This is a genomic window from Mesorhizobium sp. B2-5-4 (genome assembly GCF_006441095.1).
Taxonomy (GTDB): Bacteria; Pseudomonadota; Alphaproteobacteria; order Rhizobiales; family Rhizobiaceae; genus Mesorhizobium; species Mesorhizobium salmacidum.
The window spans coordinates 1-12,544 of sequence record NZ_VFUR01000004.1; the positions used below are offsets into that span (position 1 = coordinate 1).

Genomic DNA, 12,544 nt, shown 5'->3' on the forward strand with positions numbered 1-12,544 from the left:
TCCGCTTCACCGCCATCGCAAATCCCTCCGAGCAATAATCGAAGTGAATCACAATGCCAGAATTGCGCAACAGGCCCTCAAGGGGAGAAGGGAAGGAGGCTCGCTTCCTCGCGCCACTTGTCACCCTATTCCTCTCCATCCTCTTCCTGATCCTGCCGGCGCTTGCCGCCCACGCCATGGAGATCCAGTCCGTCACCTCGCCGAAGGGCGTCACGGCCTGGCTGGTGGAGGACTATTCCGTGCCGATCGTCGCCGTCCGTTTCGCCTTCGGCGGCGGCTCGACTCAAGATCCGGTGGGGAAGGAAGGCCTGGCCAATCTGATGACCGGCCTGTTTGACGAGGGCGCTGGCCCGCTCGATTCGGAAGCCTTCCAGATCAAGCTCGACGATGCCGGCGCCGAAATGAGCTTCGACGCGACCCGCGATGGCATTTACGGCTCCATGCGTCTGCTGGCCGAACAGCGCGACGAAGCCTTCGACCTGTTGCGGCTGGCGGTCAACGAGCCGCGCTTCGACCAGGCGCCGATCGACCGCATCCGCGCCCAGGTCCTGTCCGGCATCATCGCCAACGAGAACGACCCGGACACGGTGGCACAGAACCGATGGGCGCGCGCCGTGTATGGCGACCACCCCTATTCGCGCTCCGATCAGGGCACCAGGCAGAGCATCGCCGCCATCACCCAGGCCGATCTCAAGGCTCTGCACAAGGCGGTGTTCGGGCGGGGCGGCCTGCATGTCGCCGTGGTCGGCGCCATCGACGCCGAGACGCTGAAGAAGAAGCTCGACATGGTGTTCGGCGATCTGCCGCAGAACCAGACGCTCGCCCCTGTCGCCGATATCGAGCCCAGGCTGGCGCAGCATATCGAGGTCAATTACGACCTGCCGCAGACCTCGCTGCAGCTCGCCTGGCCCGGCGTGAAGCGCAAGTCGGCGGATTTCTTCCCGACCGCGCTGATGAATGAAATCCTTGGCGGCGGCACTTTTACCTCGCGCCTGTTCCAGGAGGTGCGCGAAAAGCGCGGGCTGGCCTACAGCGTCAATTCCTCGCTGGTAAACCAGGACCACGCCGACGCGCTGATCGTCACGACCGGAACGCGTTCCGACCGCGCCGCCGAGACGCTCGGCATCGTACGCGACGTCGTCAAGCGGTTAGCGCAGGACGGCCCGACGGAGGCCGAACTGGCGGCGACCAAGAAATATCTGATCGGCGCCTATGCCATCAGCAATCTGGATTCGTCGAGTGCCATCGCCGCGACGCTGGTCGAGTTGCAGCTCGACGATCTCGGCATCGACTACATGCAGCGCCGTACCGGCTATATCAACGCGGTGACGCTCGATCAGGTCAAGGCGGCGGCGAAGAAGCTGCTGACCGCCGAGCCGACCATCATGGTGGTCGGACCGCCGCTGGCGGGAGCCGGCAAGGGGTGAGCCCGACTTTCGGCATAGCTTTCGGTGGCGGCGGCGCGCGCGGCTTGGCGCATATCCATGTCATCGAGGCTCTGAACGAGCTCGGCATCAAGCCGGTGGCGATAGCCGGCTCCTCGATCGGCGCCGTCATGGGCGCCGGCATGGCCTCGGGCATGACCGGCAAGGACATGCACGACTACGCCCGCTCGATCCTCGGTCGGCGCGCCCAGGTGGCGAGCCGCATGTGGCGGGCGCGGCCAGGCACGATCGCGGAAGCCATGCAAAATGGCATCCGGGTCAGCCAGTTCAATGTCGAGCGCATCCTCAAGGCCTTTTTGCCCGAAGCCATTCCCGAAACCTTCGCCGAATTGAAAATCCCGCTGAAGGTGACAGCGACGGACTATTTCGGCCACAAGCTCGCCGTGTTCGACGATGGCGACCTGCACTCGGCCCTTGCCGCCTCGGCCGCCATCCCCGCCGTCTTCCGCCCAGTGATGCGTGACGGCAGACTGCTGATCGACGGCGGCATCTACAACCCCGTGCCGTTCGATCTGATCGAGAAGGATGCCGACATCATCATCGGCGTCGACGTGGTCGGCGCGCCGGAAGAGGCCGACCGAAAACAGCCGACCTCCGTCGACCTGATGTTCGGCGCCACGCAGCTGATGATGCAGTCGATCATCGCCAACAAGCTGAAACAGTGCCAGCCCGATATACTGGTCCGTCCGGCGGTGTCCAAATACCGGGTGCTCGATTTCCTGAAGATCGATGCCTTGATGAACGAGACGGTGGAGATCAAGGATCAGCTGAAGCGCGAAGTGGCAAGGGTGATTGAGGCGCGCAGTGGCGCTGCCATCAAGGGGAGGCGAGGGAAAAAGGCCGGTTGAGCGACGGGACGCCGCAATTGGCAGTCCTGTGTCGAACTCTGTGTCATCCAGCCTGGAACCCGCTATGACTTCGCCGTCACCGGCGCATACTCCAGCGCCACAACGCCGTTGCTGAAGGGCGTGGCCGAAATCAGCTCGAGCGGCACTTGTTCGCCCGGCGGGAACAGCGGCTTGCCCTGGCCGACGGCGCCGGGATAGCTGAGCAGCCTGACGCGGTCGACCAGCCCGTGGCGCAGCAAGTCCTGCGCCACGCTGAGGCTGCCATGCACATAAATGTTGCCGCCGCTGCCTTCCTTCAGCGTCCTCACCGCGTCCGGCAGCGAGCCTGTGAGCAATTCGGCCGGTTTCCAGTCGAGCGCCTTCAGGCTGGTCGAGGCGACGTATTTCGGCAGAGCGTTGAACCGGTCGGCAAAATCCCCGGTTTCCTTGGGCCATGAGCCGGCAAAGATCTCATAGGTCGTGCGCCCCAGAAGCATGGCGCCGCTGTCGGCAAGTTCATCCTCCTTGAACCTGTTCATCTCGTCGTTCCAGGTCACGCCGGGCAGCTTCTCGACCTCGGCAATGCCGTCGACGCTGATGAATTCCGTGACGATGAGTTTTCGCATGGCGTTCTCCTGCTTCGCTCAAAGGACGAACCGCATGGGCCTTTTGCTACATGCTCTGAAAAATCGGGGGTGGTTTGTCAGAGAAGGAGTTTCCCTAGCCTGAACCAGACTCCAAAGTCGCATTTTGGTGCTACATCTCAGCTGATATTCCCAAAGCTGTAGGAAGATCATGGGATTCGGGGTCTTCATCCACCGCTCAGATTCGATCTACGATGACAGCCCCGCTGAGCGATATCAGTTCCCCAGCCAGTATCTGCGCCGTGTGGAAGCATGTGTCGGCGATTGGATCATCTACTATGAACCTAGCAAGGTAGACGATACCCGTGGCTATTTCGCCCTGGCGAAAGTCCAGCAGGTTATCCTTGATCCCGTGGCGCCTGGTATGTATCTCGCTTTGATCGAGCCGGGATCATACCTCGATTTCGCCAATCCCGTTCCATTCAATGGGATGGACGGGCTCGTTGAACGAGGTTTGCTTAATGACCAAGGACGGATTTCTGGTCGCGCTCAATCGGCCGTCCGACCGATCAGCCCGAGCGACTTCAACCGCATTCTCGATCTGGGCCTTGACGCCCGTGAGCCACTGCTGCCACGCGTCGACGAGATCGGCATTTCATCCGGGTTTCAGGATGAAGAAGCCCCGTTCCAGTTCGAGCACAGCCGCGACCGCATAAGTTACATCGGATCGCGAATCGTGCGGGACGGCATTTTCCGTCGCATCGTCTTGCGCGCCTATGATGAGCGTTGCGCGATCACGGGACTGAAATTGATAAATGGCGGTGGTCGGGCGGAAGTTGCCGCGGCACATATTCGACCGGTCGAAAAGAAAGGACCCGACATCGTCAACAATGGGCTCGCACTATCAGGTACCGCGCATTGGATGTTCGATCGCGGACTGATCAGCCTCTCCGACGATCTGGAAATCCTGATCTCGCGGCAGGTCAATGACCTTGAGAGCGTGCGAGGGTTCGTAAACAAGACCCGCCGCGCGCTTCCGCCTCGCCGGCCGCTCGAACGCCCGCATCCCCATTTCCTGCAATGGCACCGCGAGCACTGCTTTAAGCAATGAGGCGGCGCCCCGCTGCCACGCTTGTATCTCTACGTTAACCGGTTTGGCGCTTGTCGAGGCCTACCGCTACTACTGGGCTTTGTCCTGCTACTTTCTCAATGTCGACGTCTTGCTCTCGTATCTTGCCAGGAATTGGCAACAGCAATTGTGGCTGCGCGCGCAATTCTTCCGGTGTCCTGGGCCGAGTCTTTTTTGTCCGCCGTGCCGGGAAGGATGCCACAGTTGCTGCGCCACGAGCAAGATTGAGCTCAAGCAGCTTTGCCAAAGCGTCTTCTTCTGAAATATCCGTTGGCCAACCGTAGGCGGTAGCAACAGCAGCGTCGAGTTCGCGATGCGCATCGATAAGCCACTGAGGGCGCCGATTGTACAGATTGGTCAAAGTCCGCTCTTGAAGAGTAGCTGCCGCAACGGTGTCCTTGGGCAGGATCCGATCCGGGTAGCCAGTCAAGATCTCAGGCTCGATGCGAACAAGATCGACTGGGTTTAGCCAAGCATTTCGCAGTTCATCAAGCCGATTGGCGGCCCTGGCGATGGCAATTGCTCGTGTGTCGCCCACGTAATGCTTGACGGGAATATTTGGCGTGAGTCCGTCTGGAAATGGGAAGGTTTCGAACGTAGTTGTAGGCGTGTAGCGTGGATCGTTGCCCACCCCGAGCCATGTTCCCAGCCGCAAGGACCACATTTCGTGAAATCGGGAATGGAGAATTCCGAAAATCATCTCATCGTCGCGCGCAATCGCTATTGTCGCACTATCCGAGAGAACTGTGCTGTCCACCCAAGCGAATATTCGGTATTTGGCTACACGGGGCGTCAAGATGTACCGTCTTAGTGATGATATCTTGGCCAACATTGCAGGTCGAGGTTCGACGTGTCGCCACCAGCGTTCACGATAAGCATCTCGCCTATTTTGAGCTCTTTCGGGAAGCACATGCTCTTTAACGTACTGGAATGGCGCTTCGTAAAGAGAGGCTCCCTGTTCCGACAGTTCCGAACCAAAATCGACAATCCACATATCGCGAGCACGGCGCGTGACGTCCATTCCATTGCGCCAAGGGTGCAGGACATCTGAATTGGGTTTGCCGTTGGGATTGAGGGGAAGCCGCAGCCACTCACGCGCAAGCTCACCCGGAATGTCAAAGGCGCCGCCCTTCGTATCCCCCATAAACGCAACGTTGAGATTCTCTGCGAGCCGGTGGGCGCGGGTGAGGTTCGTAACGCCGGCGGTAAGATCCGGATTGATCTCGGCAACATCATTGCCATCAAGCCGCAAGATATCTTCACCTTGCCCGAAGCATACAAGCGACACACGAACGGCCGCACCGTCGACGATCCATGGCTCATCGCTCCAAGCGTCGAAAATGCGGCTCTCGGCTGCGATCTGATCAAGAACTTTTCGGTTGGCACCTCCACGAATCGAATTGGTAGCGACGAGTCCGACACGCCGCGAACGACCGGATTTGAGGGCGGCGCGCGCCTTTTCAAACCAATAGCAGACGAGGTCGGCTTCCCGCGAAACGCGGCCATCATAGACATCGAACAGGCGATCCACGGTTTCGTCGCCCAAACCGTGACGCATTAGTCGTATGCCTAGGAATGGAGGGTTTCCAACGATGAATTCCGCCTCGGGCCAATCAGCCTCGACGAACTTTGAGCCGGTTGCCGCACCCTCTAGATCACTATTCTTCGGCGCGGTGGTCTCGTCATAGAGAGGGGACAATCTAGCCTTGACGAGCGCATCGCCTTTTTCGATTGCTTTGAGTTTACGAAGGATTGGAATCGATTTCGAACGGATACCGTTGCGCAACTGCCACTGGATGTCGCCTATCCAGATTGTGGTGCGGGCGAGCTCGGCCGCCGGTGTGTTGATCTCGATTCCACGAACGATTTCGGGACCGACGAGGGGCAGTTGCGGGTTAAGGCCGAGTATCTCGCATTCGAGGTTGGCTCTGTTTTCGATATCCTTGACACCCTGCAGGGCAAGATAAAGAAAATTCCCCGACCCGCATGCCGGATCGAGAATGCGCAAATTGCGCAGGCGTTCCAGAAATTGGGAACGGACCTCCTCGGCAGCCTCTTTCCGAGTCATGCGCCTGTGTGGTTTCTTGCGCATTGGCGGCAAGTGGTCGCCATTGAGCAGCGCAGCGATCTGATGCTTAGCGACCTCCCATTCTGCCCGAAGTGGCCTCAGAATGACAGGGTCCACCAGCTTCATGATCTTATCGGGATCGGTATAGTGCGCGCCGATCTGTGATCTCTTGTCGGGGTCAAGGAAGCGCTCGAATAGCGTCCCGAAAATCGTTGGGTCGATCAGGCTCCAATCGAGGCTGTCGGCAGCAACCAGCAACCCGACATCGCCATCGTCGAGCGACAGGGCGCGGCTGCCGTCGAAAAGTCCCCCATTGAACCAAGCGATTTCGGTGAGGTCGAATTCGCCGCCGCCTTCCATAGCCTCGAACAATTTGCTGAGGTAGCTCTTTGCTCTTTCAGGGTTCTGGGCGGAACGCCTCAGAAGTTTGGTGAATAAGCCGTCGGGCAGCAACTTCACGCTCTGAGCGAAGAAGCAAAACACCAGCTGATTGACGAAATGAGCGATTTCATCGGGTGTGCCGCGCCCCTGCAGACGTAGCGCAATGGTCGAGAATTTATCGGCCGCCTCGGCAGTTACGGCTGCACGCGTTTTGGTCGGCTTCAGTTTTTCGGGATCATAAAAGACATTGTGCAAAATTTCGCGTGGCGCTGGGGCGGCCAGATCGTCAAGCGTGATCTCGTAGGTCACCGGCACCGTGTTCGTCCAAGCCGTGTGGATTCGGAGGCGCTCGATATCGCAAACCACCTGCAGTGGCGGACTTTGTAGAGCCGGTGCGTAGCGGACGAGTTGCAGAAGGGCGTCGTCGAGATTGCCGTTCTTTCGTTTGTACTCCCATGCAAAGTGGCCCTTTTTCCAGACATCAGCGAAGCCACGTCCGCCCGCCACCTTGGTTGCGCCTTTCTCGAAGGCAAAGAACTGACCCTTGGGATCTTCTTCGGTTGGCGTTGGATGGCCGAGGAGCGCGCAAAGATCGATGAAGTGTTCCTGGGCTGCTTGGCGCTCAGTCAGCGAGGTTTTCTTCCACTTCTTGATGAACGCAATAGGCGTCATCATTGGTGCGAGCGCACCAGCACGCGAACTCATGACGAACTCCCCTCCGCCACCGCCTTTAACTGAGGCGGAACGCTAACAATTGAGCAAATTTCCTAGGGAGTCAAATTAAGGAGAGGAATAGGGTGAATCGGGACCGGAGTTACTTTGTTAAACGAGTTGCAGGTTCGTGGTTTTGGCGATAGAATTATTCGATCCGGGAGCGTTACTGTCAGACGAGCTTTGGTATCAGATTTACGAAGAGGCTACTGCCTAAATGCATCGAGGGGGCGATTCAGTTGCTCGTCTAGCTCAGCTCTGCGAACTCGAGGAGTTGCCCCACCGTGTTGCTGCCGCATCAAAGCACTTGCTGACCATTGGATCGAAAACGCGACAAAGCAGCGTTCCAGAAAAATGCTTCCAACTGAGGGAGCATTCGATATGGCTTCAGGCGCGCAGCCTACATAGTCCAATCAGTATCATCGCCAGCGCATGCTGAGGTCTTCAGCACACATCTATCCAATAGTTGCGTAGACGCCTCTGCGGCAAGTCTTTTGGGGTTCAAGGACGTAGCTAGTTAGTCCTTCGCCCGCTCCACATAGGATCCATCGGCCGTCATCACCACCACGCGGGTGCCGGGCGCGATGTGGGGCGGCACGGTGGTGCGCACGCCGTTGGAGAGCACGGCCGGCTTGTAGGAGGACGATGCCGTCTGGCCCTTGGTCGTCGGCTCGGTCTCGACCACTTCGAAGGTGGCGCGCTGCGGTAGCACCAGGGAGATCGCGATGCCGTTGAACTGTGACACCTGCACCGGCATGCCTTCCTTCAGATAGGGCGCCGCGTCACCGACCACGGCTTCCGACACCGCCACCTGGTCGTAGGTTTCCGGGTTCATGAAGTGATAGCCTTCGCCGTCGGCGTAGAGGAAGGTGTGCTCACGCTCCTCGACATAGGCGCGCTCCACCTGTTCGGTGGTGCGGTAGCGCTCCGAAACCTTCACCCCGTCGCCGATGCGGCGCATGTCGAGCTGCGTCACCGGCGTCCCCTTGCCTGGGTGGATGTTTTCGGCAAAGAGGATCACATAAAGCTTGCCGTCCTTGTCGACGACATTGCCTTTGCGGAGCGAACTGGCGATGACTTTCACCACGGTTTTAAATCCTGCGAGGTTTGACTGGCGTTTGCCGGCTTGTGCGGCGCTGGATGGGGGCCTAGCGCATCTTGGCGCGAACCGCCAGCCCCCCAATGCGAACTGGCCCCGGCGAACTGGCCTGGGGCGATCTGAGATGGGGCGAACTGACATGGGGCGAACTGACATGGGGGGCACCTGCATGCCTTCAATCCGCTCATGACCGCAGCGTCGCCCTGGTGGACGCCGCATGTCCATGCCGACCGCCGTCCGCGCCTGATGCTGCGCAACGGGCTGACGGCTGCCTTGCGCGACTGGTTCGCCCGCAACGACTTCATCGAGGTGGAGACGGCCGCGTTGCAGGTCTCGCCCGGCAACGAGGCGCATCTGGCGGCTTTCGCGACGGAGGCGGTCGGGCCGGATGGCGCCCGATCGCCGCTTTATCTCCACACCTCGCCGGAATTCGCCTGCAAGAAGCTGCTCGCCGCAGGCGAACAGCGCATTTTCAGCCTGGGTCCGGTCTATCGCAACCGTGAGCGCGGCCCCTTGCATCATCCCGAATTCACCATGCTCGAATGGTACCGGGTGGGCGAGACCTATGAGAGGCTGATGCGCGATTGCGCCGCGCTGCTGGCGTTGGCCGCGACGAGGGCAGGAGCCGCGCGCTTTTCTTTCCGGGGCCGCGACTGCGATCCGTTTGCCGAACCGGAGCGGTTGACCGTGGCGGATGCCTTCAGCCGCCATGCCGGCATCGATCTGCTGGCCACGGTCGCCGTCGATGGCGGCACGGACCGGGACGCGCTTCATGCCGCACTGATCCAGGCCGGCTTGCGCACCGCGCCCGACGACAGTTGGGCGGATTTGTTCAGCCGCGTGATGGTGGAAAAGATCGAGCCGCTTCTCGGGCAGGGGCGGGCGACCATCCTGTGCGAATATCCGGTCGCCGAGGCGGCACTCGCCCGGCCGGGCCCCGGAGATCCACGCGTCGCCGAACGTTTCGAGCTCTATTGCTGCGGCGTCGAGCTCGCCAACGGCTTTGGCGAGTTGACCGACGCGGCCGAGCAGCGCCGGCGCTTCATCATCGAGATGGACGAGAAAGAGCGCGTCTATGGCGAGCGCTACCCGCTGGACGAGGATTTTCTCGCCGCCCTTGCCATCATGCCGCAGGCCAGCGGCATTGCGCTTGGCTTCGACCGGCTGGTGATGCTGGCGACCGGCGCTCACAAGATCGAGGACGTGATCTGGACGCCGGTCGCGGCATCTTGAGCGACAGGCTGCTGCCCCTCTGACTTCAATGCGCGAAAACCTGCTCGAGCGAGCGAAAGCCCTTGAATTCCAAGGCGTTGCCAGAGGGGTCGCGGATAAACAATGTCGCCTGTTCGCCGGGCTCCCCCTTGAAACGCACCATTGGCCGCTCCAGCCAGTCTATGTCGTCGCGCGCTTCCAGCCGAGTGGCAAGGCGCTGCCAGTCGTCCATCAAGAGCACAGCGCCAAAATGCGGGATCGGCACGGTGATACCGTCGACCTTGCCGTCACTGGCGGCTTGCGCGGGGCGCAAATGCGCTGACATCTGGTGACCGTAAAGGTCGAAATCGACCCAGGTCGCTGACGAGCGGCCGATCGCGCACCCCAGCACCTCGCCATAGAAAGTTCGGGTTTCATCGAGATCACGAACCGGAAAGGCAAGATGGAAAGGCGTCATGGCGAAGGCTCCAGATAGGCAAAAACCGCGCCGTCCGCTCTTTGCGGGCGCTTCGATGGCGGTTGGTCGCGACATCCTGATTGCCCTTCTGCCATTGCACAAGCGGCATTGGAACAATAGATGGTGCGGCAGCACCTGCCTTCCGGACAGGCTGAAGAAACAGGATCAAGTGCATGACCGACAAGCTGGACGCCGCGAAATTGACGGACCGCGTCGCGGCCCTGGTCGAGGCCGCCAAACGCGCCGGCGCCGATGCCGCGGACGCCGTCGCGGTGCGTGGCCGCTCGACCGGCGTCTCGGTGCGGCTTGGCAAGGTCGAAAACACCGAGGCTTCCGAGGGCGACGATGTTTCGCTGCGGGTCTTCGTCGGCCAGCGTGTGGCCAGCGTATCGGCGACCGCCGCGTCCGATCCGAAGGCGCTTGCCGAGCGTGCCGTCGCCATGGCCAAGGTGTCTCCCGAGGATCCCTACCAGGGTCTTGCCGACCCTGCGCTGCTCGCCAGGCAGACGCGCGATCTGGACCTGTTCGACGCGACCGAAGTGTCGGCCGACCAGTTGAAAGAAGCCGCGCTTGCGGCCGAAGCGGCGGCTCTCGCCGTCAAGGGCGTGACCAATTCGTCCGGCAGCAATGCCAGCGCCGGGCTTGGCGGGCTGGTTCTGGCCACCTCGCACGGTTTTCTCGGCCACTATGTCGGCTCGCGCTTTGCGCGCTCGGCCAGCGTGATCGCCGGCGAGGGCACCGGCATGGAGCGCGACTATGAATTCTCCTCGCGCCAGCATTTTGCCGATCTCGACTCACCCGAGGACATCGGCCGCAAGGCCGGTGAACGGGCGGTGCGCCGCCTTGGCGCGCGCAAGGCGGCGACCGGACCGGTCGACGTGGTGTTCGACCCGCGCGTCGCGCGCGGCATTGCCGGCCATATCGCCGGCGCCATCAACGGCGCTTCCGTCGCCCGCAAGACCTCGTTCCTGCGCGACATGATGGGCAAGCAGGTGGCCGCTGCCGCCATTACCGTCACCGACGACCCGTTGCGGCGCCGTGGCCAGGCCTCGCGCCCATTCGATGGCGAAGGCATTGAGGGCGAGAAGCTCCTGATGATAGAAAAGGGTGTCCTCAACCACTGGTTCCTGTCGACATCGGTGGCCCGGGAACTCGGCCTCGTCACCAACGGTCGTGGCGCACGCGGCGGCTCCTCCGTCTCGCCGTCGTCGACGAACCTTGCCATCGAGGCGGGCGAGCGCTCGCCGGAAGACCTGATCGGCTCGCTCAAGACCGGCTTCTACGTCACCGAAGTGTTTGGCCAGGGCGTCGACATGCTCACCGGCGAATACAGCCGCGGCGCCTCCGGCTTCTGGATCGAAAATGGCGCTCTTGCCTATCCGGTCGCCGAAGTCACCATCGCCTCGAACCTGAAGACGATGTTCCTCAACATGGTGCCGGCAAATGACCTCGACCGCAATTTCGGTACTGCCGCCCCGACACTCCTGATCGAAGGCATGACCCTTGCCGGAGCATGACCTGACCACTGCCGGTGCCGATCAGGACCTGCCGCTGCTGCGCGACGCCGCCCGCGAGGCCGGTCTTATCGCCATGCGCTACTTCGGCAACAGTCCGCAGGTCTGGATGAAGGGCGGTACCTCGCCGGTCAGTGAAGCTGATCATGCCGCCGATGCGTATCTGCGCCAGACGCTGCTTGCGGCACGGCCGGATTATGGCTGGCTGTCGGAAGAGACGACCGACGATCCGGCACGGCTTTCGGCGCGCCGCACCTTCGTTGTCGACCCGATCGACGGGACGCGCGGCTTCCTCGAAGGCCAGCCCACTTGGTGCGTCAGCGTTGCCGTCGTTGAGCTTGGCCGCACGCTCGCCGGCGTGCTCGAATGTCCGGCGATGGATGAGACTTACTGGGCGCTACCCGGCCAGGGCGCCTTCCGCAACGACAAGCGCATCGCGGTACGCAAGCCTGAGGACAAGGCTGAAATTTCAGGGTTGAAGCAGTTGATCGACATGGTGCCTGCCGGCTGGCAGAAGCGGCTGCAGCGGGCACCCTACATCCCCTCGCTCGCCTACCGCCTGGCGATGATCGCCAACGGGACGCTCGACGCAACGTTCGTCAAGCCGAACGCGCATGACTGGGACATTGCCGCCGCCGATCTCATCCTGCGCGAAGCGGGCGGCCAGCTGCTCGACCCGAATGGCCGGGCGCCGCTCTATGCCGGCGAGGTGATCCGTCACGGCGCGCTCGCCGCCGGCAGCGGGGACCTGCTGGCGGTGCTTGTCGATGTCATCGCCGGGCTGGATGGCTGAAAGCATTTTCGAAGGTTCCAAAGTCGGCGGCTTTGGTCTAGACCTGTGACAAACTCACGATATGTGAAGGACCGACATGGCCGCGGAAGACGGAAAGAAACAGCTTTTGCATCTGGTGTTCGGCGGCGAACTTAAGAAGCTTGGCGGCACCGAGTTCCGCGATCTCGACGCGCTCGACATCGTTGGTGTCTATCCCGACTATCAATCCGCGCACACCGCGTGGAAAGCCAAGGCACAAGCCAGCGTGGACAATGCCCATATGCGTTATTTCGTCGTTCATCTGCACCGTCTGCTGGATCCCGATAGCAAGGCCGCCGGTTGACT

General features: G+C 61.2%; 11 protein-coding genes. 7 read left to right on the forward strand and 4 right to left on the reverse strand.

The genetic code is table 11. The annotated features are described in order from the left end of the window. Window positions 1–53: 53 nt before the first annotated feature. Together FJ492_RS06125 and FJ492_RS06130 are read left to right on the forward strand one after the other, a co-directional pair. Entirely contained in the window at window positions 54–1,427 is a 1,374-nt protein-coding gene (locus FJ492_RS06125; RefSeq protein ID WP_140769021.1) for a pitrilysin family protein, read from the forward strand. Continuing rightward, window positions 1,424–2,293 (forward strand): patatin-like phospholipase family protein, encoded by an 870-nt coding sequence (locus FJ492_RS06130; protein WP_140749136.1) that lies wholly within the window; start codon window positions 1,424–1,426, stop codon window positions 2,291–2,293. The genes FJ492_RS06125 and FJ492_RS06130 overlap by 4 nt, the downstream gene beginning before the upstream one ends. A 62-nt stretch (window positions 2,294–2,355) precedes the next feature. On the opposite strand, the gene FJ492_RS06135 is transcribed toward FJ492_RS06130, so the two are convergent. Further along, window positions 2,356–2,898: a dihydrofolate reductase family protein gene (locus FJ492_RS06135; RefSeq protein ID WP_140749133.1), complete on the reverse strand. Its 543-nt coding sequence runs from the start codon at window positions 2,896–2,898 to the stop codon at window positions 2,356–2,358. 169 nt (window positions 2,899–3,067) lie between these two features. On the opposite strand from FJ492_RS06135, the gene FJ492_RS06140 reads away from it, so the two are divergent. After that, on the forward strand, window positions 3,068–3,967 hold the full coding sequence (locus tag FJ492_RS06140; RefSeq protein WP_140749130.1) for an HNH endonuclease: 900 nt from the start codon (window positions 3,068–3,070) through the stop codon (window positions 3,965–3,967). Between the two features lie 34 nt (window positions 3,968–4,001). Here FJ492_RS06140 and FJ492_RS06145 read toward each other — a convergent pair whose 3' ends face one another. Both FJ492_RS06145 and efp read right to left on the reverse strand, forming a co-directional pair. After that, a complete protein-coding gene (locus FJ492_RS06145; protein ID WP_210241525.1) occupies window positions 4,002–7,139 on the reverse strand; it encodes a DNA methyltransferase in 3,138 nt (1,045 codons plus the stop codon). A 523-nt stretch (window positions 7,140–7,662) separates the two neighbouring features. Then, window positions 7,663–8,232 (reverse strand): elongation factor P, encoded by a 570-nt coding sequence (gene efp / locus FJ492_RS06150; protein ID WP_084636569.1) that lies wholly within the window; start codon window positions 8,230–8,232, stop codon window positions 7,663–7,665. A gap of 198 nt (window positions 8,233–8,430) precedes the next feature. Between efp and epmA the strand changes: the two genes are divergently transcribed. Next, a complete protein-coding gene (gene epmA / locus FJ492_RS06155) occupies window positions 8,431–9,477 on the forward strand; it encodes an EF-P lysine aminoacylase EpmA (RefSeq protein ID WP_140769023.1) in 1,047 nt (348 codons plus the stop codon). A 25-nt stretch (window positions 9,478–9,502) separates the two neighbouring features. On the opposite strand, the gene FJ492_RS06160 is transcribed toward epmA, so the two are convergent. Beyond that, a complete protein-coding gene (locus FJ492_RS06160) occupies window positions 9,503–9,913 on the reverse strand; it encodes a VOC family protein (protein ID WP_140507312.1) in 411 nt (136 codons plus the stop codon). 173 nt (window positions 9,914–10,086) lie between these two features. Between FJ492_RS06160 and FJ492_RS06165 the strand changes: the two genes are divergently transcribed. The 3 genes from FJ492_RS06165 to FJ492_RS06175 all read left to right on the forward strand — a co-directional run bounded on the left by FJ492_RS06165 (window position 10,087) and on the right by FJ492_RS06175 (window position 12,542). Next, on the forward strand, window positions 10,087–11,430 hold the full coding sequence (locus tag FJ492_RS06165) for a TldD/PmbA family protein (RefSeq protein WP_140507310.1): 1,344 nt from the start codon (window positions 10,087–10,089) through the stop codon (window positions 11,428–11,430). Then, complete coding sequence (locus FJ492_RS06170) at window positions 11,417–12,220, forward strand: 3'(2'),5'-bisphosphate nucleotidase CysQ (protein WP_140769026.1); 804 nt, start codon at window positions 11,417–11,419, stop codon at window positions 12,218–12,220. Before FJ492_RS06165 ends, FJ492_RS06170 begins: the two co-directional genes overlap by 14 nt. Window positions 12,221–12,296: 76 nt before the next feature. Further along, a complete protein-coding gene (locus tag FJ492_RS06175) occupies window positions 12,297–12,542 on the forward strand; it encodes a DUF4170 domain-containing protein (protein WP_015318348.1) in 246 nt (81 codons plus the stop codon). Window positions 12,543–12,544: the final 2 nt, after the last annotated feature.